This is a genomic window from Bacillus cereus group sp. MYBK108-1 (assembly GCF_051917185.1).
Lineage (GTDB): Bacteria > Bacillota > Bacilli > Bacillales > Bacillaceae_G > Bacillus_A > Bacillus_A cereus.
The window spans coordinates 47338-72474 of sequence record NZ_JBQAHZ010000011.1; the positions used below are offsets into that span (position 1 = coordinate 47338).

Sequence of the window (25137 nt, forward strand, 5' to 3'; positions counted from 1 at the left end):
AAAAATGACTTGGTAAAATATGTTACAATAAACATATAACATGCTAGAAAGGGGCTATATATATGAGTAATGATAAAAAATTAAAGTTATTACAATACTTATACTTTTTCCCTGCCATGCTCTGTATGATGTTATTCATTAATGCCGATGTAAGCAGCTCTCCTTATGCAAAGCTATTAGGAACAATTTTTGGCTCCTTTGCAGCTATTATGCTTGCTGCTTTTTGGAATTTAAAGCTACGTATAAAAAACGAAAAATCTTCTTAATACTAAAAAAATCGAGCTACTTAGCCCGATTTTTTTATTTGCCATTAAAACTCAACATTCTCTAAATACAACCCACTTGCCTCAGCAAGACAATTAATTTGATTGCGCTGCTTTTCCTCTAAAATGTTTGGAATTGCTTCAGCATCTAATTGTCCTAATCCAACTTCAATTAATGCCCCGACAATTTTTCTTACCATATTATGAAGGAAGCCGTTACCACTTACTCTAATTTGTACAAACCCTGCCTCTTCCATCACATCAAGTGTATATACTTCTCGAACCATAGATTTTTTCTTTGATTTCGCATTTGAAAAAGCAGTAAAGTCATGTGAACCAACTAAATGTTTTGCAGCTGCTTTCATGCTTTTCACATTTAATTTTTTATTCACATGCATGCTGTATTTACGCATAAATGGATTTGTATGCTCTTCATTCCAAATTTTATACAGATATGTTTTTGCTTTAGAATTGTAACGAGCATGGAAACGATCATGTACTTCTTCCACATTCGTAATGCTAATATCGTTAGGTAAATATTGATTTAAATATTTTTTCACTTTATGTTCCACTAACTTCTCATCACTTTGAAAGTTAGCAACTTGATTCAAAGCATGTACACCAGCGTCTGTTCTACTACAACCGATAATTTCAATTTCTTTTCCGACCATTTCAGATATGACACTTTCGATTTTTCCTTGAATTGTATTATCGTTATTACCGAGACGTTGCCATCCTTTAAAACGTGCGCCGTCGTACTGAATCGTTAATTTATAATTATGCATAATATTCTCCTTCATAGAAAATATTCCCTCATACCATGAGGGAATATTAATAAACTTTACTTTCTAACAAGCTTCACTACATTTTCTACGTGAGCTGTATGCGGGAACATATCAACTGGTTGCACATACTCCACTTCATAGCTCTTCATTAATGCTTGTACATCACGTGCTAATGAAGAAGGATTACAAGACACGTACACAACTTGTTTCGGCTTCACTTTTAAAATTGTTTCCAGTAATTTATCATCGCAACCTGTACGTGGTGGGTCGACAACAATTACATCTGGACGCCATCCTTCTTTTACCCATTTCGGTAACCATTGTTCAGCTTTACCTGCTTCATATTTCGTATTTGTAAATCCGTGACGCTTTGCATTTTTTCTTGCATCTGCAATTGCTTCTGGAATTACATCCATACCACGTACTTCCGCTGCATCATTTGCAAGCCAAAGACCGATTGTACCAACACCACAGTACGCATCCACAATCTTCTCGTTTCCTGTTAACGCAGCTGCTTTTTTCGCTTCATTATACAAAACAACTGTTTGCTCTGGATTCAACTGGAAGAATGCACGTGCTGATAATTCAAATGATAAATCGCCAAGTGTTTCTTGAATGACTTCTTTTCCAGCTAATTTAAATGTTTTGTCGCCAAAAATAACAGATGTTTTACGCCAGTTTACATTTTGCATAATTGATTTAACCGCTGGCATCTGTTTTTGTACTTCTGCAATAAATTGTTCTTTATTTGGTAATTCTTCTTTTGTTGTAATAAGTGTAACTTGTACTTCCCCTGTTTGAACTGCAGTACGTGTTACAATTGTGCGTACTAAACCTTTTTGTTTTTTCTCATTGTAAATAGAAACATTTAATTTTTCTAAAATACGTCTTACAACTTTTGTCGCTTCATTCGTTGCTTTATGTTGAATCATACAGTGAGCGATATCAATTAACTGATGTGAGTTTTGTTTATATAGCCCTGTAATAACCTTTTCGTCTTTACGCCCCACTTGTAATTGACTCTTATTACGATAATGCCATGGATTTTCCATGCCAAGCGTTGGGCGAATTTTCTCTTCCATACTATTTTTCATGTACTTCTCAAATGCTTGTACAACGATATCACGCTTTTGATTCAATTGTTCTTTATAATCTAAATGTTGCAGCTGACAACCGCCACACTCCTCATATACTGGACACGGTGCTTTCACACGATGCGGTGAAGCTTTACGAACTTTTTTCACTTTCGCTTCAGCGAAGCCACGCTGAATTTTCGTTGTTTCTGCAACAACTTCTTCTCCTGGTAATGCCCCTGGAATAAAAACAACTTGTCTCTTAAAATAACCAACGCCTTCTCCGTTAATCCCAAGACGTTTAATTGTCACAGGAAACGTTTGACCAACTTCCAACTTACTCTCATGTTGCTTTTGTATCATTATTACACCTCTACTCTATACTTTTCCATAAATATAACGCTGCATAACTGCAGTATGGTTCACACTCTTGTTTCACTTTTTCTAAAAATGCATCATCAGGTTTATCATCTAATTGAAATATACCTTGCACTGCACGCTGAATCCCAATGTCCGCTTTCGGGAACATATTTTTCCGTCCAAGCCCAAACATTAAAAAGTTTTGCACTGTCCATGCACCAATTCCCCTAATTGGCAACAATTGTGCTGAAATGTCTTCTTCCGTCCCATTTTCTATACTCGCTAAATTTAATGTACCACTGACAATACTTCGACCTAATCCTACTATATATTCAGCCTTTCGCTGACTAAACTTCTGCTCTCTCAATTCTTCTATTGAAATATTTGCTACTATTTCCGGAGTGGGGAAAAAGAATACACCGTTCTTCTCTGTTCCATACCGTTTCACAAATTGTTCTGTTAACACAGTAGCAAATTTCAAATTTATTTGTTGGTGAATGATACAGCGAAGCAGACAAGCAAAATAATCAAATTCTAAAATAATTGGAGTATAAGCATATGTTTCAAATAGTGGACGTAATGATGTGTTTAAAAAATGATTTTGTATATCTTGAAACGGTTCATTCCAATGAAAAATGGCCCTCATTCGTTTCATGACTTTCTCTGGATCTCCTGTCTGACTAGAAATCCAAAACTGTGGATTTTGAACAGTACCAATCCCTTGTAAGCGAACAACAACCTGTTCCTCGTCTATACAAAGCGGGATATAAATAACTTTCTCATCTAATTGAATGACGTTAAGAGGATCAAAAGATAAACGTTTTAATACTTCTTCAAAATGATACGGATACTCTAACGTAACATGTTCGCTCCACATACGTTTCCCCATCCTTTTTACACATCATTATAGCATGAGAAAACCGTAAGCATACATGCTTACGGTTGATTGCCTTTTACTAAGTCATCTAGACTTTTAAAATGATACCCTTTCTCGCGCAAATCATCAATGATTTTCGCAAGTGCTTCTGCATTATCTTTTGATATTGCATGAAGTAATAAAATAGATCCTGGATGAATCATCGCCATAACATTATTATGCGCATATTGCCATCCTCTTTGCTGATCCACTTTCCAATCCAAAAATGCAAGTGACCAAAATACATTATAATAGCCCATTTCTTTCGTAAGAGCTAACGTTCTTTCACTAAATACACCGCGCGGAGGACGTACATATTTCACTTCTTTTTGCCCAGTTACTTTTTTAATTTCTTCCGTTACACTTGTTAATTCTTCACGAAGTTTCTCATCATTTACCGCTGTAAAATCAGGATGACTCCAAGAATGGTTTCCAATAATATGTCCTTCATCCTTCATTCTTAACAATAAATCTTTTTGTGTTTTAATGTAATGCCCCGTTACAAAGAAAGTTGCTGGTACTTTTTTCTCTTTTAATACATCTAATATTTTCCCTGTGTATCCATTCTCATATCCATTATCAAATGTTAAATAAATATCTTTTTTCTTCGTATCTCCTAAATAAAACCCGCCATTTTTTTGTAGTAAATCTGTATATAACTTTCCTGCATCTGGTACTGTTTCATTTTTAGGACGCGGGATTCCCCAGTTATGTGGAGTATTTGTATAAGCCAGTGCTGAAACTGGAACAAGTGCCATCATAATTGAAAAAATGAGACCGATATATAACCATTTATATTTCATAAATAGTCTCCTTTCCATATATAATCGTACTTGTAGTTTCTGTTGCTACACATTCTTTCATGCTGAACATGTTTTTCTATATATACCAAAAAAATGCATCTCGAATCATTCGAGATGCATTTTTTATTTACTTAAATACTGGCTCTTTAAAGCTAGCTAATTTTTCAAGTGATGTTTTATCAACATCTGCATGTAAGCTATTACCATGAGAGTCCATCGTTACAACTGCTTTAAACCCGTCGATACGTAAATGCCACATTGCTTCCGGAATACCAAATTGTAAGAAATCAACATCTTTCACTTCTTTAATACATTCAGCATAATATTGCGCTGCACCACCGATTGCGTTTAAATATACACCGCCGTGTTCTTCTAAAGCCGCTAATGTTTTCGCACCCATACCGCCTTTTCCAATGACAGCGCGAATACCGAATTTCTTCATAATATCGCCTTGGTACGGTTCTTCACGAATACTTGTCGTTGGACCTGCCGCTTTAATTTGCCAATTGTCATTTTCATCTTTCACAACAACTGGACCACAGTGGTAAATAATTTGTCCATTTAAATCTACTGGACAATCATTATCCATTAAATGCTTATGGATTGCGTCACGACCTGTATACATCATGCCATTAATTGTTACAACATCACCAACGCGAAGTTCACGAATTTGCTCTTCTGTAATTGGTGCTTGTAATACAATCTCACGTTGCTCTGTTTTTTCTTGTACTTCATGCTGAAGTGTATCTTCACCTTCTTGATATAGCCAATCCATAATGTCTCCTGTTTCAGGATGGATTTTCACACCAAGGCGACGATATGCCCAGCAATTATACGCAACAGATACATAGAAACTAGCTGGCAAACGATTATAGACGCCAATTTTACAACCAAGTAAAGTTGTTTCTCCGCCAAATCCCATCGTACCAATGCCAAGCTTATTCGCATTTTCTAATACGTACTCTTCAAGATGTTGTAACTCTGGTACTGGATTGACATCATCTAATGTACGGAATAATTGATTTTTTGCCAATTCATAACCTGATGTGCGGTCTCCCCCGATACCAACACCAATTACACCAGCGCTACATCCTTGCCCTTGTGCTTGATATACTGCATGAAGAAGGCATTTACGAATCCCTTCTAAATCACGGCCAGCTCGTCCAAGTCCTTCTAGTTCACACGGTAAGCTATATTGAATATTTTTATTCTCACAGCCACCACCTTTTAGGATTAAACGTGCATCAATATAATCTTTTTCCCATTGTTCAAACTTAATCACCGGTGTACCTGGTCCTAAATTATTTCCACTATTATCTCCAAAAAGAGAATCAACAGAATTGGGACGAAGTTTACCATCTTTTGTCGCCCGCTGAAGCGCATTATAGATAGCTTCCTTCAACTTTAATTGATTCACACCAACTGGTGTATAAATTTTAAACGTTGGCATCCCTGTATCTTGGCAAATCGGCGAGATGTTATCATCAGCCATTTTAATATTATTTGTAATTGTGCCAAGTGCCATCGCAGAACGAGTCCCTGCATTTTCTCGCTCTTTCGCTTGTTGAATCGCACGACGAACATCTTTCGGTAAGTTCGTTGACGTTTCAACAATTAGTTGATACATGCTTTCTTGAAGCTTTTCCATTGTTACTTCCCCCTCAATTGTGAACGCTACCAAAACGTTATGAGCTGAAAATTCAATTGTTATGCTCTTTAGCTATTTATTTGTTTCACGCTATTAGAGCATAAATGAAATTTTTCACAACTTGATTATACCTCTTTTTCTATCGTCCTTCTATTACCCGAACAGAAAAAGGCTACCAAATTGGAATTGGTAGCCTTTTTAATATATTATTCGTCTTTTTTAAATTGCTCACATTTTAATTCTAATTCATCTAACATTGCAAGAAGACGATCTACATCTTCTAATTCTACTTCTTCAGGTTCAATTGTATCAATTACTTCAATGAACATATTTAAACGTTCTTTTAAATATACTAATTGTGTATCTTTATCTTGAATTGCTTTTCCCATGAAGGCACTCTCCTTTTAATTCGAGTTGCTTTTATTATACCGCAAAAACGATTGCTATGGGCATGAAATTTCATCAATTTTGTCACAGTCATCCACTATAATGTAAGCCCTCTCTCTTTCCATGCTAAAAAGTTTCACTTTATAAAAAGCACATATTCTTCTATTATAGAGAATGGACAAATTGTTATTTCAATAGTCAAAGGAGTATTTCATATGACGATATCACAAAAAATGAAGCCGATTACTCCTTCTTACGATCCATGGGAAGCGTATATGGACCTTGAAGAGTACGGCAAACTACTATTAACAAATGTTGAATTTACAACGACGACGTTATGCAACATGCGCTGTGAGCATTGCGCTGTTGGTTACACGTTACAGCCGAAAGACCCAAATCCGCTTCCGATGGATCTTTTATTAAAACGATTAGATGAGATTCCTCATTTACGTTCTTTAAGTATTACTGGCGGCGAACCTATGCTTTCAAAAAAATCCGTCGACAACTATGTAACACCACTCTTAAAATATGCCCATGAACGAGGCGTTCGCACTCAAATCAACTCTAACTTAACTATAGATTTAGCACGTTACGAACAGATTATTCCTTATTTAGACGTATTGCATATATCTCATAACTGGGGAACAATTGATGACTTCGTTGAAGGCGGATTTGCAATGATGGAGCGTAAGCCTACTTACGAACAACGTGCAAAATTATTTGAAAGAATGATTACAAATAGTAAGGCTCTATCAGATGCAGGTGTACTTGTATCGGCCGAAACAATGCTAAACAAAAGAACTCTACCACATATTGAACATATTCACCGCCAAATCGTCGAAGAGATGGGCTGTAAACGTCATGAAGTTCATCCAATGTATCCAAGTGACTTCGCGAGTAATCTAGAGATTTTAACAAAAGCTGAAATTCGTGATGCGATTGAACATTTACTAGAAATTCGCGATGAAAATGTATGGATGCTATTTGGAACTTTACCTTTCTATGCTTGTAGCGATGACGAAAAAGACATAGCTACATTTAAAAAATTGCAAGAGAGCAAAAATGTAACTGTTCGTAATGATCCAGATGGCCGTTCTCGTTTAAATGTAAATATTTTCGATGGAAATATTATTGTGACGGACTTTGGTGATGTTCCACTTCTAGGAAACATACAAACAAACACATTACAAGAAGCGTATGAAAAATGGAGCACTTCAAAAACAGCAAAATCATTAAGCTGCCACTGTCCTGCAGTAAAATGTCTTGGACCAAATGTTCTTGTAAAAAACAGCTACTATCCGACAGAAGATTTCTTATCAAAAACAGCAAACATTACATTATAAAAAAAACGTCAGCTTATAAGCTGACGTTTTTTATGTTATTGCGAGTGAGAAGAAGAAATAAATTTAAAAAACAAATGATCATGAATTGGAATTGCCGCTCCAATTCCTTGAGAAGTAATATTTTTCACAACAAGTCTTTTTTGATTTCCCTTTAATACAAGATACACTTCTCCAAATGTTACTTTTCCCTTTTCATTTACTGCTGGTGTATAAGCGTATAAATATCCAAGTTGACTCGGACTAATATTATACACACGCTCATGTCCAGTACCATAACCAATAGTTGTCTTAAACGAAAGAGGTAATTGTACTTTTTCAAGTGCTTTGAGAAGCATCATTTTTTTCACATCTGCAGCATCTTTCATATCTGCTGTTAAATCGCCTTCAACCGTCTTTTGTGTTTCTTGCTTATAGCGAAGTGGATATAAACGGTCTCCTCCGCGATTATCATACACATTTCGATTCACTTGTTTATATTCCCAATTAATCGATGTGTCTACTGATTCATAATGTAAGGCCCATTGACCTAAATAAATTTTTGCCCGATACCCTACTGCAAGTGGCGCATTTGAAATTGTCGTTTCATTAAACATCCGAATTAAGTCTGGATTTTCAATTTTAATATTAGCCGTTTTCAATAGCTCTTGAGCAAATTTACTTGGTTGTAAACGTGGCAAATCTTGCGCATCATTTGGAAATGTATTGTCTTTTGAAATATTTAAAACAGATGAAGGCATTTTTGTTCCTACTGTTGTCTTTGCAAAACTCATGTTAGGAAATAATAAAATAAACGAGACCATAGTTGAAAGACATATGCTGTATACTCGTTTCACCTGTCTGGCTCCTTCCTATGTAGGTATATATACTACTTCGTTTATTGTTTTCTCTGAGCGCAATTGTTATGCCTATTTTTCATAATAAATAAAAACCAATTCCCATAATGACATACGCCGCTAGTAAAGTGCCTCCTTCAAACCAGTTTGTATCTCCATCATTGGAAATCGCAATCGTTAAGAAAACGGCTGTAATCATAGACACAAGTTCTGGTATGGTAAATACTAAAGGCATCCTTTGCGCGAAGAACATAGATAGTAATACTAATACAGGAGCAACAAACATGGCGATTTGTAATGTAGAGCCTATTGCAATTTCAACTGCAATATTTACTTTATTTTTATAAGCCATAATAATTGCAGACGCATGTTCCGCTGCATTCCCAACAATCGCAACGATAATAACCCCTATAAATAACTCTGACCAGCCAAATGACTTTGCAACAGTTTCAAAAGTATGCACGAGTGCCTCTGACACATAAGCTACCGCTAGTGTTGCTATCGCTAAAATAAGTAGCGCCTTCCCTTTCGACCACTCTGGCTCTTCTTCATGCGCTACTTCGTCACTTTTATGTTGATATACACCACGGTGCGTAACTAACTTAAATAGTAATGCAGCAAGGTACATGATAATCATAATAATAGAAACACCTATACTTAATTGATACGTCTTGCCAGCGTCCATCTTCATTGAAAAGATCTCTGGAATAACAAAGGCCACAACAACAGCAAATATTAATAAAGCTGAATTATGCCTTGCATCATATACATTAAAACTTTGTCTTTTGTATTTAAGACCTCCAACAAAGAAGGATAACCCTCCTACTAATAATAAATTTCCAAGTACGGATCCCGTTAAAGAAGCTAACACCACTTCAATTAACCCTGCTTGAAGTGCAAAAATTGAAATGATAAGTTCAACAGCATTACCGAAAGTAGCATTTAATAATCCGCCTATTCTAGGACCAGAAACAATTGCTAGACTCTCTGTTGCTCTACCCATAAAACCAGCTAATGCGATAATCGTAACACAATACACAGCGAACATAATTGTTTCTGGCCAATGAAGTGTTTTTCCAAGTACAGATAGTGGTACACCTATAAGCGCTACTATAAGAAATATTTTATTAAACATGTTTTTCATCCTTCCATCGTATGTATTTCTCCTCAATATTATTATTATTCTTCTCCTAACTTGTCCGATTTCATCACAATTACGTTTAAAAAATCGGATTGAAGAAAACAGTATGAAAGATATTTAAATTATCTTGTTTAAACAGACAGAATTATAAATTGTGAAAAGGGGTTAAAATTATGCACTTAAAAGAAAAAATCGCAACTATTATTCAAAGTCAACGTACTGGTGTATTATCTACAGTACGAAATGAGAAACCTCATAGCGCCTTTATGATGTTTTTCCATGAAGATTTTGTACTGTATGTTGCAACAGATCGACAATCAAAAAAGATAACAGATATTGAACAAAATCCTAATGTCCATGTACTACTCGGACGAGAAGGGAAAAAATTAGATGAAGATTATATTGAAGTTGAAGGATTGGCTTCAATTGAGGAAGACTCGACATTAAAAAACAAGTTTTGGAATAATAGCTTAAAACGTTGGTTACTCGGCCCTGAAGACCCTAATTACGTATTGATAAAAATCAACCCCGACACAATTTATTACATCGATGGTGCCGGTACGACGGAGCCTGAGTTTTTACGACTATAAAATAAAACAAGCCCCCCTTAGGTGGGCTTGTTTTGTCGAAAAGTTCTTTTGAAAAAAACAATAAAATAGGTGGAACTTTCTAAAGATTCTGTTATATAATAGAATTAACTTAAATAAACTGTATTAAAACAGATTGAGAGGAGAAATAAAATTGATGAAGAGAGAAGAACGCAAAAACATGATTGAGTTTATTGAAAAGAAAAAAGGGATTGAGCGTGACGAATTACTGTTTATGACAGACGATGAAGTAGAACATATTTATAATGTAACGTACTTTTTATATGAGGAAATTGCAGAGTAGTATAATAATCCCCACCTTATTAAAAATATAAGGTGGGGATTATTTCGCTATTTAGCCCACTATTTACAGGCAGTAAAACTCCCACCTTAAAATTCAGGTGGAGCAAGAAGTTAAGTTGAAGTCGTGCTTCCTATAAGCTCAATTGCTTCAACTTTATACATGAGAATCATTTTCATGTATAATACTGTAAGATTGGAGGAATTTTACTATGAGTTCGTGGCTCTTATTTGCACTATTATCAGCAATTGCTGCTGCCCTTGTATCGATTTTTGGAAAGTTTGGTTTAGACGGCATCGATGCAAACGTTGCAACAACAATTCGATCTATTATTATGGCATTATTTATGATAGGCGTTATTATCATACAAGGTAAATTTCAAAATATCGGCGACGTACTGCTAAATAAAAAAGCACTGCTATTTATCACATTAAGTGGGATTGCAGGTGCTTCTTCATGGCTATTTTATTTTCTTGCCCTCAAAACAGGAAAGGTTTCACAAGTAGCTCCTGTCGATAAATTAAGCGTCGTATTTTCTATCATTCTCGCTATGATTATCCTCGGTGAAAAGTTAAACTTTATGACCGGCGTTGGTGTAGTCTTTATTACAGCTGGTGTATTATTTATTGCTTTCAGCTAAAAAAACCGCTATTAGCGGTTTTTCTTTTTCTTTATGTACAACCATACAAAACATGTAACAACTGCTGAAATTAATAAAATCCATATTCCATAATGATGTAAACTATACTCAACGAAGCGCCACTTCTCGCCTAACTTCCAGCCAAGCCCAATAAAAACACTTATCCAAATGAGCGCACCACCGTAAGCGTACAAACAAAAACGCCAAAGTGTCAAATTTGATACCCCAGCAAAATATGCTGTTAAATGACGTACGCCCGGTATAAAATAACCAATCATTAAAAGAAATGGCCCATATTTTTCAAATAAAATATGTGTTTTTTCAATGTGATGTTCTTTAATTCTAATTTTCGGCCCATATTTCTTTAAAACAGGGAGCCCAAGTTTTAAACCTAATATGTAGCTTAACGTGATCCCTAACATCGCACCAGCCAGCCCACTTAAAAAAGCAGCAGTTCCTGACATAACTCCTTTTGAAACATTATAACCAACAAAGGTCAATAAAAACTCGTCTGGTATCGGTAATCCAACAATCCCACCAGCCAAAGCTATAACAATTCCAAAATAGCCATAATGCGCGATTAACTCGCCAATATGTTGTTCCATTCGGAAGACACATCCTATGCACGGTCGTTATTCCACATTGTACCCTTTCTATCTTTAAGGCAAACATGGTATACATATTCACTATACATTGTTTTTATAATGAACTCTACTTCTATTCTTTCCTTTAACAGAGATAAAGAAAAACTTTACTCAGTGGGAGTTTTGTTCATCCTCTACTAATTATTAACCTATGCCAATCTTGCTTTTACAGACATCCCGACTCCACATAACTCACTTACATTCACCAATTTTGAGATTAGATTCTTATTGCCCGCAAATAACCCGATAAAAAATAAAAATTCATATGCGTGTTTTTTTGTTACAATAAAGGAAAGTTACTTTTCGCAACGGTTTAACTCTCAAGAAAAATGATATATCTAGCAAAAACATAGTTTGGTCTATATAATGCAACTTCTACCTATTAAAAGAACATACACCCTTTTACATACAACATCATTTTTCTAAATTATACAGGGGGGAACGAACATGACCATTGAAAATCAATTTATTCAAAAAGTTTACTATAAAACATTTTTAACAGAAGAAACTTCTACTCCTGCATCGGAAGTACTCGGTGAAGCATATATAAATGAATCTAAAAATGAATTCTCCAACATTTCTAATATTCGATTTGCTCAAGGTGAATTTTATTATCAAAATAAAGATTTTGAAGCAGCTATATTTAAATGGGAAAAAGTAAATAATGCTCTTGCACTTTGGGCGACAAAAAATATTGCAGATGCTTATTTTGAACTAGGATTCTTACCAAAGGCAGAAGAAATTTATCAATCTATTCAAACGGAAGATACGACTCTTACGATGGAGGTTTCCTTACAACTTCTTTCTCTTTATATCGAACAAGATCGTTTAGGACTCGCTTTTAAGACGATTAGTGAAGCTGTTGCATTCCAACCGGATTACCCAAATATTACTGCAATTGCACGTTCTTTCTATGAAAAACAAGAAGATTGGAACAACGCTATCGAACTAGCTGTTCAAGAAGGTATCCGAACACAATCTTTACACTGGTTTGATACGTTAATAACTTACATAAACAAAGGATTTACAAAAAATATTAAGCCTGAATATTTCTATGAGTCTTTAAAAGCTCTATATGCTGTTGATCAAGCTCAATTTAAAGAACTTGTTATTGCTCTTTGGAATAGCTATCAACATGAATCCTTATACCTTCCTTGGATTCAAAGTATTAATCATTTATTCTTGCATATTGAAACAGACAATAATGACGATTGGAATGAAATCTCTACTCGCTACCAAGAAACATACTTTGCATTAATTACCGGAAATCATTTTATGCATGAATTAAACGGACTTGTACCAAATTTATTAACAAATTGGTTCAGTTTAACGAAAGCAAAAGATTCTCTAGTTGTCTCTGCAGCAGTGTTAGCATGGAATGAAGTCTCACCTACAACTTTAGAATCATTACTCGTAAAAAGTGCTGGATCCTTACTTTCTAATACATCAGCTGAAGCAGATGTAAATATGGAAACAGTTTCTCATTTATTCGAAACAATCGCTGTATGGGCTGAGAAAAATGATGTAGATTTAAGTCATCAATTTACGCTACTCGTCCATGAACTATGTGATTTAAATGTCACACCAATACTAATAGCTGGAACTAGTGACCATGATAAAACATCATTTGTTAATTCAATATTGGGAGAGAACATCTTAACTGAAACTTTAACAACTCCTATTCTATTTAAAGACGCTAGTCAAACTGAAATAACAGAATTTACCGAGTTAGATATAAGAAATATCCCTAACCTTGATGAATTCCATCAAATAACGGCTACATCTGCTCAGTCAGAACTTGAGAAAAAATGTATAGAAATTAAGCTACCAAGTAGGTTTTTAAGAAAAAATAAGTTTACATTTCTTATTACACCATCTATTCAAGGACAATTGGATAAAAACAATGCATACTTTGAATACTTACAAGCAGCAGATAGCCTTGTATACGTATTAAATTCTTCTTCACCATTGCATAGTCAAGAAATTGATACGTTAATTTATTTACGTGAACAAGTACCAAACTTACAAATTCACTTCGTATCACACACAAATAATACGACTACTGATGAAAAACTAATTAGTAAACTTAAAGTACATTTTCCAGATGCACAATTCTTCCCATACTCTCCTTCGCAAGAGAGTAGCCAGCAACTTGGAGATGTAACAGAATCTATTCTTTCTAATCTTGCAAAACGCGATATAGAAAAAGAACGTATAGAAAAGCTAATATGGTTTACGCAAAAGACAATTGCTTATCTCATAAATGAACGTGTGGAATTAGAAAATACATTAGTAAAATCCGTACGCTGGAATAAACACATCTCAGTGAAACTTACTGGATTTATTAATAACCTTACTGCTCTTGAAAAAGATAAAATTCGTTCTATTACCGAATCCTATCTTTTAACGAAAGAAGAAATTACACGAGATATACATTCTCAAATTCCTGAATTATTACAGAGCTGCTCTGATCTTGTTCAAGAAGATAGTGATTTCAAATTAGTTCATGAAGAATTAAATGCTGCAATGAATGAACGAGTTCAAAAGCATGTACAACAGGTACTTCTTCCTAAATTTACTGGGTCTATTCAAGAATGGATTGAAACAGCACATAATGAATTTATTCAAGCTCAAGCTTATTTAGATGAAATGAGTGAAACGTTTAATAAATTATATAAAGAAGAACGTATGAAACTTCCTTGCGATTTCAAATTATTAGATGATTGGAATCGAGATGTTGTACGAATGACAAATCGAATTACAGTAACGAACATCAATATTTTATTACGCTTTACACCGACACAGTTTTTCTTAAAAAGTGCCGGAAAATTATTTGGTAATATGCAAAAAAACCAATCTATGCTCGCCAACAAATATAAACAATATATTGAAACAGAAGACTATACAGAAATTGCTCACACAATTTCAAAACAATTCTTCCTTCAATTTGAAGTATTTGAAGGTGCATTAGAACGTGATATCATGATGTTCTTCAAAGATCCACTTAATATATTGAAACAAAATGTAGATGCAGCTCAACTTGAGATAAAGGAAGACGAGCAAACATTAGCAACGCTAAGAAGCAATCCAGAAACATATCATGATCCTTTGGCGTTATTTAAACTACAATTGCTACAACATAAATTCGTTTTAAGTACTACAAAGAAACATGAAGATATTTTTGTATCAAACGAATCTCCTACTGTTTAACCAAAAAAACCAAGCAAACTAAAATTTGCTTGGTTTTTTACTTTATTATTTTCATATGTTCAAAAGGATAATAAATGCCTGCTAACTTTCCTAACACATCTTCTCTATCAATAAAACCTAAACCATTTCTACTATCTTTACTTATTAAGCGATTATCTCCCATAACAAAAATCTTATTTTCGGGAACTGTAATTGGTCCAAAGTCCTCTGTTAAATTCATAAGTTTTTTTTCTGCTTGTTTTTTATTACTATCCAAATACCCTTCATCTTTCACTTCAGAATTTACATATAATTGATCATTTCTCATCTCAATTATATCTCCAGGTAATCCAATCACTCTTTTGACATAAAAATTATCTGTTTTCATAACAATAATATCTTCTCTCCCATAGCTTTCAAATTGTTTTGCTAGCTTATTAACAATCACCTTATCTCCATCTTGCAACGTCGGCCTCATGGATGCTCCTTTTACAGTCGTCGGAAAAAACACAAAAATTTTCGCCAAAAACACCAATAAACATGCAATTGCAATAGTTCCAAAGAATTCACGCCAACGTTTTTTCTTTTGCATCATTTCACCATCTCATCATCTTTTTACTTTTATTATAAATAATACAACCGATATTTTTCTACAAAATTCTGAATTATAAAATTATAATATTAGAAATTTCAAAATGGTAATACTGATCAAATTAAACAAGCAAAAAAGATACTCTCAAAATAGTCTATTCACTATTTTGAGAGTATCTTTTTATAATCCCACATATACAATACACATTTGAGCAGCTACATATGTAAACCAAATCCAAAGTGGCTCATACTTCAATTTACGCCCTCCGATATCTGTCACGCCAATAATAAAATCAGAAATCACAAATAGTAAACCACCAAACGCTGGTATCCACCATATCCCTGTATTTTCATAATATAAGGCGAATGCAAAGCAAGCCATTCCTCCAACCCACAATCCGTAAATTAGAGCTCCTATCGTAAACAATTTATCCTGTTTATCATTTCGGATAAAGAAGAACCATCCTACAATTAGAAAGAGCCCATATACGAGTAAACCAATCCAAAAACCATTCCACGAAATTCCTGTTTGCAAAAATGCTTTTACATAAAAACAATGAGCAAGAGCGAAAGTAACCATCCCTCCAATTAACCTGTGACCAATTGGAATCAGCCCAGCCATAAACAAATCTCCCACAGTCGATAAAGTCATACCAAGTGCAACCCACGTACTATACTCTACAGATGGATCTTGTAACCATATCCAAATTGCACTACCTGTTAAAGAAAAACTAAGAATAAGACGGATTACTAAAGGTAACGGCATATTATCTTTCGTTCTTTTTGTCTGCCGCATTGCATAAATTGCACCAATTAAAAAAAGAAGTATTTGCCCAATTAACACCACGTAAAGTAGATTCATAACATGTTCTCCTCAATAAATGCTTTTTGTATCTTTTTTCGTTACACTTAGTCTATTATCCTTTTTCTATGAAAAAAAGAAGAACAGTACTGTTCTTCCATTGTAATCGCTTTTCTGCTCTCTATGCTACTTGTTTTTCTTGCTCCATTTTTTGCTTAGCTGGCGTTCGATTTACCACAATAATTCCCGCGGCTACACATGCTAAACCGAGTAGCACAAATGAATGAATTGCTTCACCTAAAATCATGCTCGATAATAACACACCAAATACGGGTATAAAGAACATATACATAGATACTTTTCCAACCTTGTTGTACTTCATAATTGTATTCCAAATGCAAAAACCAGCTGCAGATAAGAAAGATAAATAAATCAGCATAAGTAGTGCATGTAGACTAAATGTAAATGGCATGACTCCAACTTGTAAAGCCCCTATACATAATAATCCTATAGAACCAAACATCATTTGGTATGCTGTCATATAGCCAACATCTAATGTTTTACTACCTTCTTTTGCTAATATGTTTCCATATGAATACAGCATTGCTGCACTAAGAAGTAATAAGCTTCCGATTCCAAAATGAAATGATAAGCTACCATCACTCGGCACATTTACTAAAATGACGCCACAAAAACCAATCGATACCCCAATTATTTTTCTTATATTGAGAGCATCATCTTTATATAAAAAATGGGCGAGTAAAATTTGAAAGAATGATGATGTCCCTGAAATGATAGCTCCTTCAATTCCTGAACTATAACTCATTCCAATGTAAAAACAGATATATTGAAGAAACGTTTGGAATAAACCAATTTGTATTAACTGTTTCCCCGTTCCTTTTTTGAAGCTCATATCTTTTCCTAACACTTTAAAGAATAATAAGAGCATGACTCCAGATAACAAGAAACGATAACCGGCAAATAATATTTGTTCTCCAACTTCTTGTGGTTGAATTCCAAGTTCAGCATAACTTAACTTAATAAAAGGAAATGCGCTTCCCCATAAAAAAGTTGCTACTATTGCAGCAATAAATACGCCAATCGGATGGGTAAAAAATTTCTCTGTCTTCACTTGTTGTCTTCCTTTCCGACCTTTTTATGAACAATATTCATATATACCAAAGGAATTGCGAAAACACAAGTTTTCCGTTTATACTTGAAACAAAACCGTACCATCTCATAAAAACATATGATATACTATAGAATAATTACAACATAATAACTATTAAAAACAGATTCAACAGAAATGCTGCTATCCATTATGGATGGCAGCTTTCGTCGTTTTATAGGGGTTTCGATTTTGATTATTTTTCTCAATAAGAATTCGGAAGGAGCGAGTAGTAATGAACTCAGAAGTAAAAACGTTACACGCAAAAGAAACAATTTCTCATCCCTCTTTATGGGACACATTAAAAAAACATTATGAACTTGTATTTGCAGTGGCATCTGGTATTTTTATTTTAGCTGGCTGGCTATTCACAAAGAACGATGCAATGAATGTAGGTATTACTTGCTATATCCTTGCTTATATAGTTGGTGGATATGCAAAAGCTAAAGAAGGCATTGAAGATACGATTGAAGAAAAAGAGCTAAATGTTGAAATGCTAATGCTCTTTGCAGCTATCGGTGCTGCAATTATTGGCTACTGGGCAGAAGGGGCTATTTTAATCTTCATCTTTGCGCTCAGCGGTGCTATGGAATCTTATACATTAAGTAAGAGCCAAAAAGAAATTTCCGCTCTTCTTGACTTACAACCCGAAGAAGCATTACGCATTTCCAACGGAACAGAGGAACGTATTCCTGTTGGAGAGTTACAAATTAACGACATTATTTTAATTAAACCAGGTGAACGTGTTCCTGCTGACGGTACGATTCATAGCGGTGAAACAAATATCGATGAAGCAGCAATCACGGGAGAACCTATTCCAAATGAGAAAAGATATGGCGATGAAGTATTTGCAGGTACTGTAAATTTACGTGGTGCTATCGAAGTTAAAATTACGAAGCCGAGCGATCAAACATTATTCCAAAAGATTATCCGTCTCGTACAAAGTGCACAAAGTGAAAAATCACCATCACAACTATTCATCGAAAAGTTTGAAGGAACATACGTAAAAGGTGTACTACTCGTTGTTGCGCTTATGATGTTCGTTCCTCATTTCTTACTTGACTGGAGCTGGAATGAAACGTTTTATCGCGCTATGATCTTACTTGTAGTCGCATCTCCTTGTGCACTCGTTGCTGCCATTACACCAGCAACGTTATCAGCCATTTCTAACGGAGCAAGAAATGGGATTCTCTTTAAAGGTGGCATACATTTAGAACGTCTCGCTTCAGTAAAAGCAATCGCCTTTGATAAAACAGGAACATTAACAGAAGGAAAACCTACCGTAACAGATATATATGTTCGAGAAAATATGACAGAAAAAGAAGTACTTTCTATTACAGCATCAATTGAAAGTCACTCTACACATCCTTTGGCTGAATCTATTGTTAAATATGCACAACATGCGTACGACATTACATTAAAAAAACCAGAAAAGGTTGAAGATGTAACTGGTTTTGGGCTAAAAGGAATATTCGAAAACAACGCTTATAAAATAGGTAAAGCTGATTTTATCGGTGAAGAAACAAAAACATTTCATAATGGTATTTCTGCCTCACTTGAAAAGGAAGGTAAAACTGTCGTTTATATTAGTGATGAGGGAGGCATTCTTGGACTTATCGCTTTAAAAGATACGCTTCGCCAAGAAACAATAGCTGCTATTCGTGATTTACAAAGCATTGGTGTCGAAGCAATTATGATTACTGGAGATAATGAAGAAACGGCAAAAGCAATTGCCTCTGAAAGTAATATAAAGGAATATTACGCATCATGCTTACCAGAAACAAAAGTTGAAACGATTAAAAAGTTAAAAGAAAAATACGGTACAGTAGCAATGGTCGGAGACGGTATAAATGATGCACCTGCACTAGCTGCTGCTAGCATTGGTGTCGCAATGGGAGAAGGAACAGATGTAGCTTTAGAAACTGCGGATGTTGTACTGATGAAGAACGAACTATCTCGTCTTTCTCAAGCGATCCGTCTATCAAAACGAATGAACCGTATTGTGAAGCAAAACGTAATCTTTTCGCTAGCCGTTATTGCCATGCTAATTTGTTCAAACTTCTTGCAATTTTTAGCTCTTCCATTCGGTGTTATTGGCCATGAAGGAAGTACGATTCTTGTCATTTTGAATGGCTTACGATTATTAAAAGGAAGTAAATAAAACGGGTCCCTCATAGAGGACCCGTTTTTTTTAATGATAGCTATTATGACCGTTCGCACTGCTACTCGTTTTATGCTTTGGATGCGAACTGCTCTTTTGTTTATTGTTATTTTTATTGTTGTGATTCTTTTTATTATTACTCATGAAATATCCCCCCTGTTCCTTATTATTATGGAACAAGAAGTCACTTTTCATTACGGGAATTATTGTCACCCGTCCTATAATGATGGAGTAAACCATTAATTTCGCCGCCAAGTAAAATTACCCATCCAGTTAAATAAAACCATAACATTAAAATAATGATACCACCGAGACCACCATATGTATTAGCGTAATTCGCAAACTTATCTACATAATAAGCAAATGAGTACGATACTACAATCCACCCTACAGTAGCAAATAACGCCCCTGAAATAACTTCTCTTCTTTTTAACTTTCGATCTGGTGCAAATGTATATAAGAAACTAAACAAAGCAAATAGCACGAAGAAACTCGCTACTAATCGTGTAATGCTCCATACGAAAGAAAAACTATCTGATAAACCGAGTGCTTTAAACACTGCTGCTCCAATAACTTGTCCGAATACCGGAACAATTAACGCAAAGACAATCATAAAAATAATAGCTAATGTAAACACAATTGATAACGCTCTTGTTGTAATAAAAGAACGTGTTTCCTTCACGTCATAAGCGCGGTTAAAAGCATTCATAACCGCATTAACACCATTTGAGGCAAACCATAACATGGATAATAAACCAAATGATAATAAACCACCATTTTGCTGGTTTACAACTTTATCTACATTTACCTCAATTAAGTTCATTGCATCATCTGGTACATAAACCTCTAATAAACTAAGCACATCCTCTGTTTGAATGGGAATAAATCCAAGAAGCGTAATTAAGAAAACGAGCCCAGGAAAAATTGCAAGCAAGAAGAAATAAGCGAGCTGTGCTGCCAAGCCCGCTACATCATCGCGCATCGTCCGGTCATATAAATCTTTACCAAACGAATAAGTACGATTTCTTCTCACCTTTTCTAAAATTTTTCTCATATATGTTTAAACGCTTTTCTTCTCTTCTTTATCTTGCTTTAACTCAATGTACGCTTCAGTTTTTTTTTCCACTGCATTTGAGTCTTTCATAAATAATTCACGCGCTTCTTTCATACCACCATCTTCAGCAACTATTGGCTCTTCTTCTACTTTCAACTCATCTACCTTTGGAGATACAGCTTGAATTTCAATCGTTTCTGGCTTTTCTTCTGGCTCAACTTTTTTCTTACTAAAAATTTCTTTCGTTTCTTTTAACGTCTCTACAACAGATGGCGTTAATTTTTTAATTTCTGCTACTTTCGCTTTTACCACATTGAAATCAGCAAGTTCGCGTCCTTTATCTGTAACAGTTTGCACTTTTTCTTTGATCTTTGCATTTTCACCAATTTCAATCATCTTTGTTTTTGCTTTTTCTGCTGTATTTTTTACTTTTTCGCGGTTTTCTTTCTTTAACATGGATACAGCTACACCTGCAGCTACACCAATCGCAATGTTTCGAGCAATATTATTTTTCTTTGCCATATTCCTTCACCCTTTCATTTCTTATGTTAGAAAGTATTTCTTTCTAAGCTTCCTCATATTCCTTGTTCATTTCGAATGAAAGCTAATAGCTTTGCACACCCTTCTGTTACAAGGTCATATACTTCTTGGAAATTCCCTGTATAGTAAGGGTCAGGAACGTCTGTCCAGCCACCGTCTGGAACAAAGTCGGACAGCCTACCAATATAGCCTCCAGTTTTACCTAAACTTTTTAAATCTGCTATATTCTTGTTGTCCATGGCAATAATATAATCAAACTTTGTTAAGTCTTCTTTTTCTACTTGCCTTGCTTTAATTCCTTCAAAAGTGACTGCATTTTCTTTTAAAATTTTTTGTGTTCCTTTATGTGGCGGATGGCCAACATGCCAATCTCCAGTTCCTGCAGAATCAATGACAATTTTCTCTTCAAGTCCCTCTTTTACGACAAGATTTCGAAAAATCGCTTCTGCCATCGGAGAACGGCAAATGTTCCCAAGACAAACAAACAATACTTGAACCATATTTTTGTTTCTTCCCTTCTTGGTGCATTTCTTAATATATACTTATAGTATAAACAACCAATTATTAAATATAAAGGAAATCCCTACTAATTTAATGGGATTGAAAAGATTCATTAACGAAAATGATAAAAAATGTTAAGATAGCCTTATGTTATTTTAAAGGGGGACACTTCGGTGGATTTATCCGTAAAGTCAGAAGAAAACGTTGAATATATGGTCGAAGCTATTAAAGAAAAATTACGTATGGTTAATGCTGGAGCGATGAGAGCTGCTAGCTTTAATGAAGAAATGTACGAAGATTTACGTGACATTTATGATCATGTTATGAAACGCGAAACATTCAGCATTAGTGAAATGCAAGCTATTACAGAAGAATTAGGTACATTAATTAAAAAGTAAAAAAGCCTCTCTTATATGAGGCTCTTTTTTATTTACAACAAATTCATGACAACTCTTCTCTTTCCCTCAACCAACTGTAAAATATTGTACAATAGAAGTAGAACCTCATCTTAGATTTTTTCTCCATACATACTACTCACAAATAATAGCAACACTACCATTGCTAACTGTTTTTACTGGAGGTGCTTACTTATGGGCAATTGGTACAGTAAGACGAAAGATCAAACATTGATTGACCTAGAAACAAGCGAACAAAACGGTTTAACAGAAGAAATTGTAAGTGAACGTTTAAAGCAATACGGTTCTAATGAATTAGCTACAAAACAAAAACGCACTTTATGGCAGCGTATTTTCGCCCAAATTAATGACGTCCTCGTATATGTCCTTATTATTGCTGCCCTTATTTCTGCCTTTGTAGGTGAATGGGCAGATGCCAGTATTATCGCACTCGTTGTAGTTTTAAATGCTGTTATCGGTGTTGTCCAAGAGTCGAAAGCAGAACAAGCTTTAGAAGCATTGAAAAAGATGGCAACACCTAAAGCTATCGTCAAGAGAAATGGTGAACTAAAAGAAATTCCATCTGAGCACGTCGTTCCAGGGGATATCGTTATGCTCGACGCCGGACGATATATCCCGTGCGATTTACGCCTTATCGAAACCGCAAATTTAAAAGTTGAAGAATCTGCTCTAACTGGTGAATCTGTCCCTGTTGATAAAGATGCAATCTACCACCCTTCTATGCGAAGTGATGAGCAAGTACCACTCGGCGATCAAAAAAACATGGCCTTTATGTCTACTCTTGTCACATATGGAAGAGGCGTCGGTGTTGCTGTTGAAACTGGAATGAACTCACAAATTGGTAAGATTGCTACCCTTTTACATGAAGCAGACGATGATATGACACCACTTCAAAAAAGCTTAGCACAAGTCGGAAAATATTTAGGCTTTGTCGCTGTAGCTATTTGTATCGTTATGTTTCTCATCGGTTTTTTACAAGGACGGGATACATTAGAAATGTTTATGACTGCTATTAGTTTAGCTGTCGCAGCTATTCCAGAAGGCTTGCCAGCTATCGTTTCCATCGTTCTTGCAATTGGTGTGCAACGTATGATTAAACAAAACGTTATCATTCGGAAACTACCAGCTGTTGAAGCCCTCGGTTCTGTCACAATTATTTGTTCAGATAAAACAGGTACGTTAACGCAAAATAAAATGACCGTTACTCACTTTTATAGTGATAACACATACGATCGCTTAGAAAGTTTAAATGTAAATAATGATGCGCAACGTCTATTGTTAGAAAATATGGTGCTATGTAATGATGCGTCTTACAATAACGAATCACAAACGGGAGACCCGACTGAAATTGCACTTCTCGTTGCTGGAACCACTTTTAACATGCAAAAAGATCGTTTAGAAAAAATACATGAACGTGTTAACGAAGTACCTTTTGATTCAGATCGTAAAATGATGTCAACCGTACATATGTACAATGAAAGTTACTATAGCATGACGAAAGGCGCTATTGATAAGCTCTTACCTCGATGTACCCATATTTTTAAAAACGGCAAAATCGAGATTTTAACTGATTCTGATAAAAATCAAATATTAGAAGCTGCCGGATCAATGTCTCAAGAAGCTTTAAGAGTACTTTCATTCGCATTTAAACAATACGATTCAAACGATGTGGATATAAATCATCTTGAAGAAAATCTTATCTTTATTGGTCTTGTCGGTATGATTGATCCACCACGAACTGAAGTGAAAGATTCAATTAAAGAATGTAAAAAAGCCGGTATTCGCACAGTTATGATTACTGGTGACCATAAAGATACCGCCTTTGCAATTGCCAAAGAACTTGGCATTGCTGAAGAAATATCGGAAATTATGATTGGAACTGAATTAGATAACGTTTCTGATACAGAACTAGCTAGCAAAATTAATCATTTAAATGTATTCGCTAGAGTCTCTCCTGAGCATAAAGTGAAAATTGTAAAGGCATTACGCGCGAAAGGAAATATCGTTTCTATGACTGGTGACGGTGTCAATGATGCACCATCTTTAAAGCAAGCTGATGTTGGCGTAGCGATGGGCATTACAGGAACAGACGTTGCAAAAGGGGCAGCAGATGTCGTGTTAACAGATGATAATTTCTCATCTATTGTGAAAGCCGTTGAAGAAGGTAGAAATATTTATCGCAACATAAAAAAATCAATTCTCTTCCTACTCTCTTGTAACTTCGGAGAAATTATCGCTTTATTTTTAGCCATTTTACTCGGCTGGGCGACACCACTACGACCTATTCACATTTTGTGGGTGAATTTAATTACAGATACACTGCCTGCATTATCACTTGGGGTTGATCCTGAAGACCCAGATGTGATGAAGGAAAAACCACGACATGCAAAAGAAAGCTTATTTAGCGGCAGCGTTCCTTTCCTGATTTTCAATGGAGTTGTCATTGGACTTTTAACGCTAATAGCTTTTATCGCCGGAGCAAAATTCTATACTGGAGATACAAATTTATTCCCTCTTTTCCCAGAGCGAATTGATGACGATGCTCTATTACATGCTCAAACGATGGCATTTGTCGTTCTTAGTTTTTCTCAGCTCGTTCATTCATTTAACTTGCGTTCAAGAACGAAATCGATTTTTTCAATTGGGATCTTTACAAATAAATATTTAGTCTTCTCCCTCCTTATCGGTGTTCTTATGCAAGTTTGTATCATCTCCATCCCGCCCCTTGCAAATATATTCGGTGTACATGCATTAACGATGCGAGATTGGGGATTTGTTCTCTTATTAAGTATCATTCCGCTTGTTGTGAATGAAATCATTAAATTAGTGAAGAAAAACTAAAAGGCAATGAGGAATATTCCTCATTGCCTTTTCATTTATCCTACTATTTTCCGTGCAGTAAAACTCCCACCTCAAAATTCAGTTTGAGCAAAGAAGTTAGGTGATGGATTAACTGCCCATAAATGTCCAATTGGTGAAGGCTAATAATCG

Annotated in this window: 24 protein-coding genes; 9 read left to right on the forward strand and 15 right to left on the reverse strand. The window is 35.2% G+C overall.

Annotated features, from left to right (window positions below; genetic code table 11):
* Positions 1-62 precede the first annotated feature (62 nt).
* Entirely contained in the window at positions 63-266 is a 204-nt protein-coding gene (locus tag ACTFSL_RS16595; protein WP_000063861.1) for a hypothetical protein, read from the forward strand.
* Positions 267-310: 44 nt separating this feature from the next.
* Here the strand turns inward: ACTFSL_RS16595 and truA are convergent, their stop codons facing one another.
* The 6 genes from truA to ACTFSL_RS16625 form a co-directional block, all read right to left on the reverse strand.
* Positions 311-1048: a tRNA pseudouridine(38-40) synthase TruA gene (truA, locus tag ACTFSL_RS16600; protein WP_000553118.1), complete on the reverse strand. Its 738-nt coding sequence runs from the start codon at positions 1046-1048 to the stop codon at positions 311-313.
* Positions 1049-1104: 56 nt separating this feature from the next.
* Positions 1105-2484 carry a 23S rRNA (uracil(1939)-C(5))-methyltransferase RlmD gene (gene rlmD / locus ACTFSL_RS16605; protein ID WP_000615206.1) on the reverse strand — a complete coding sequence of 460 codons (1380 nt, stop codon included), beginning with the start codon at positions 2482-2484 and terminating at the stop codon, positions 1105-1107.
* Positions 2485-2494: 10 nt separating this feature from the next.
* Positions 2495-3358: a DNA-3-methyladenine glycosylase family protein gene (locus ACTFSL_RS16610; RefSeq protein WP_000269422.1), complete on the reverse strand. Its 864-nt coding sequence runs from the start codon at positions 3356-3358 to the stop codon at positions 2495-2497.
* Positions 3359-3417: 59 nt separating this feature from the next.
* Complete coding sequence (pdaA, locus tag ACTFSL_RS16615) at positions 3418-4200, reverse strand: delta-lactam-biosynthetic de-N-acetylase (protein ID WP_440042069.1); 783 nt, start codon at positions 4198-4200, stop codon at positions 3418-3420.
* Between the two features lie 127 nt (positions 4201-4327).
* Complete coding sequence (gene fumA, locus ACTFSL_RS16620) at positions 4328-5848, reverse strand: class I fumarate hydratase (RefSeq protein ID WP_440042071.1); 1521 nt, start codon at positions 5846-5848, stop codon at positions 4328-4330.
* A 206-nt stretch (positions 5849-6054) separates the two neighbouring features.
* The gene (locus ACTFSL_RS16625; RefSeq protein ID WP_000513558.1) at positions 6055-6237 is read right to left on the reverse strand and encodes an SE1561 family protein; all 183 of its coding nucleotides are present in this window, start codon (positions 6235-6237) and stop codon (positions 6055-6057) included.
* Positions 6238-6450: 213 nt separating this feature from the next.
* Here ACTFSL_RS16625 and yfkAB point away from each other — a divergent pair, with 213 nt between their 5' ends.
* Entirely contained in the window at positions 6451-7578 is a 1128-nt protein-coding gene (gene yfkAB, locus ACTFSL_RS16630; RefSeq protein WP_000156016.1) for a radical SAM/CxCxxxxC motif protein YfkAB, read from the forward strand.
* 35 nt (positions 7579-7613) lie between these two features.
* On the opposite strand, the gene ACTFSL_RS16635 is transcribed toward yfkAB, so the two are convergent.
* Together ACTFSL_RS16635 and cax are read right to left on the reverse strand one after the other, a co-directional pair.
* Complete coding sequence (locus ACTFSL_RS16635; protein ID WP_002083605.1) at positions 7614-8411, reverse strand: YfkD famly protein; 798 nt, start codon at positions 8409-8411, stop codon at positions 7614-7616.
* 79 nt (positions 8412-8490) lie between these two features.
* On the reverse strand, positions 8491-9546 hold the full coding sequence (gene cax / locus ACTFSL_RS16640) for a calcium/proton exchanger (RefSeq protein WP_000482137.1): 1056 nt from the start codon (positions 9544-9546) through the stop codon (positions 8491-8493).
* A gap of 179 nt (positions 9547-9725) precedes the next feature.
* On the opposite strand from cax, the gene ACTFSL_RS16645 reads away from it, so the two are divergent.
* The 3 genes from ACTFSL_RS16645 to ACTFSL_RS16655 all read left to right on the forward strand — a co-directional run bounded on the left by ACTFSL_RS16645 (position 9726) and on the right by ACTFSL_RS16655 (position 11080).
* The gene (locus ACTFSL_RS16645) at positions 9726-10142 is read left to right on the forward strand and encodes a pyridoxamine 5'-phosphate oxidase family protein (RefSeq protein ID WP_440042072.1); all 417 of its coding nucleotides are present in this window, start codon (positions 9726-9728) and stop codon (positions 10140-10142) included.
* Between the two features lie 154 nt (positions 10143-10296).
* Positions 10297-10443 (forward strand): BH0509 family protein, encoded by a 147-nt coding sequence (locus ACTFSL_RS16650; protein WP_000817786.1) that lies wholly within the window; start codon positions 10297-10299, stop codon positions 10441-10443.
* A gap of 208 nt (positions 10444-10651) precedes the next feature.
* Positions 10652-11080 carry an EamA family transporter gene (locus tag ACTFSL_RS16655; RefSeq protein ID WP_000100295.1) on the forward strand — a complete coding sequence of 143 codons (429 nt, stop codon included), beginning with the start codon at positions 10652-10654 and terminating at the stop codon, positions 11078-11080.
* An 11-nt stretch (positions 11081-11091) separates the two neighbouring features.
* On the opposite strand, the gene ACTFSL_RS16660 is transcribed toward ACTFSL_RS16655, so the two are convergent.
* A complete protein-coding gene (locus ACTFSL_RS16660; RefSeq protein WP_000434872.1) occupies positions 11092-11685 on the reverse strand; it encodes a DedA family protein in 594 nt (197 codons plus the stop codon).
* A 486-nt stretch (positions 11686-12171) separates the two neighbouring features.
* Between ACTFSL_RS16660 and ACTFSL_RS16665 the strand changes: the two genes are divergently transcribed.
* Positions 12172-14934, forward strand: a complete 2763-nt coding sequence (locus tag ACTFSL_RS16665; protein ID WP_000151418.1) for a tetratricopeptide repeat protein — start codon at positions 12172-12174, stop codon at positions 14932-14934.
* A 37-nt stretch (positions 14935-14971) separates the two neighbouring features.
* Here the strand turns inward: ACTFSL_RS16665 and lepB are convergent, their stop codons facing one another.
* The 3 genes from lepB to ACTFSL_RS16680 form a co-directional block, all read right to left on the reverse strand.
* Entirely contained in the window at positions 14972-15508 is a 537-nt protein-coding gene (gene lepB, locus ACTFSL_RS16670; protein ID WP_098389480.1) for a signal peptidase I, read from the reverse strand.
* Between the two features lie 177 nt (positions 15509-15685).
* Positions 15686-16366: a lysoplasmalogenase gene (locus ACTFSL_RS16675; protein WP_001051082.1), complete on the reverse strand. Its 681-nt coding sequence runs from the start codon at positions 16364-16366 to the stop codon at positions 15686-15688.
* A gap of 121 nt (positions 16367-16487) precedes the next feature.
* On the reverse strand, positions 16488-17438 hold the full coding sequence (locus tag ACTFSL_RS16680; RefSeq protein WP_000845696.1) for a DMT family transporter: 951 nt from the start codon (positions 17436-17438) through the stop codon (positions 16488-16490).
* 271 nt (positions 17439-17709) lie between these two features.
* Between ACTFSL_RS16680 and ACTFSL_RS16685 the strand changes: the two genes are divergently transcribed.
* The gene (locus tag ACTFSL_RS16685) at positions 17710-19635 is read left to right on the forward strand and encodes a heavy metal translocating P-type ATPase (RefSeq protein WP_440042073.1); all 1926 of its coding nucleotides are present in this window, start codon (positions 17710-17712) and stop codon (positions 19633-19635) included.
* A 184-nt stretch (positions 19636-19819) separates the two neighbouring features.
* Here the strand turns inward: ACTFSL_RS16685 and ACTFSL_RS16690 are convergent, their stop codons facing one another.
* The 3 genes from ACTFSL_RS16690 to ACTFSL_RS16700 are packed head-to-tail and all read right to left on the reverse strand — an operon-like array spanning position 19820 to position 21729.
* Positions 19820-20689 (reverse strand): YihY/virulence factor BrkB family protein, encoded by an 870-nt coding sequence (locus ACTFSL_RS16690; RefSeq protein WP_001226537.1) that lies wholly within the window; start codon positions 20687-20689, stop codon positions 19820-19822.
* Positions 20690-20695: 6 nt separating this feature from the next.
* Complete coding sequence (locus tag ACTFSL_RS16695) at positions 20696-21211, reverse strand: DUF4075 domain-containing protein (RefSeq protein ID WP_001085389.1); 516 nt, start codon at positions 21209-21211, stop codon at positions 20696-20698.
* A 53-nt stretch (positions 21212-21264) separates the two neighbouring features.
* Positions 21265-21729, reverse strand: a complete 465-nt coding sequence (locus tag ACTFSL_RS16700; RefSeq protein WP_000250916.1) for a low molecular weight protein-tyrosine-phosphatase — start codon at positions 21727-21729, stop codon at positions 21265-21267.
* A 174-nt stretch (positions 21730-21903) separates the two neighbouring features.
* Here ACTFSL_RS16700 and ACTFSL_RS16705 point away from each other — a divergent pair, with 174 nt between their 5' ends.
* Both ACTFSL_RS16705 and ACTFSL_RS16710 read left to right on the forward strand, forming a co-directional pair.
* Entirely contained in the window at positions 21904-22128 is a 225-nt protein-coding gene (locus tag ACTFSL_RS16705) for a DUF1128 domain-containing protein (protein ID WP_000366196.1), read from the forward strand.
* A gap of 192 nt (positions 22129-22320) precedes the next feature.
* Positions 22321-24987 (forward strand): cation-translocating P-type ATPase, encoded by a 2667-nt coding sequence (locus tag ACTFSL_RS16710; RefSeq protein WP_440042074.1) that lies wholly within the window; start codon positions 22321-22323, stop codon positions 24985-24987.
* Positions 24988-25137 lie beyond the last annotated feature (150 nt).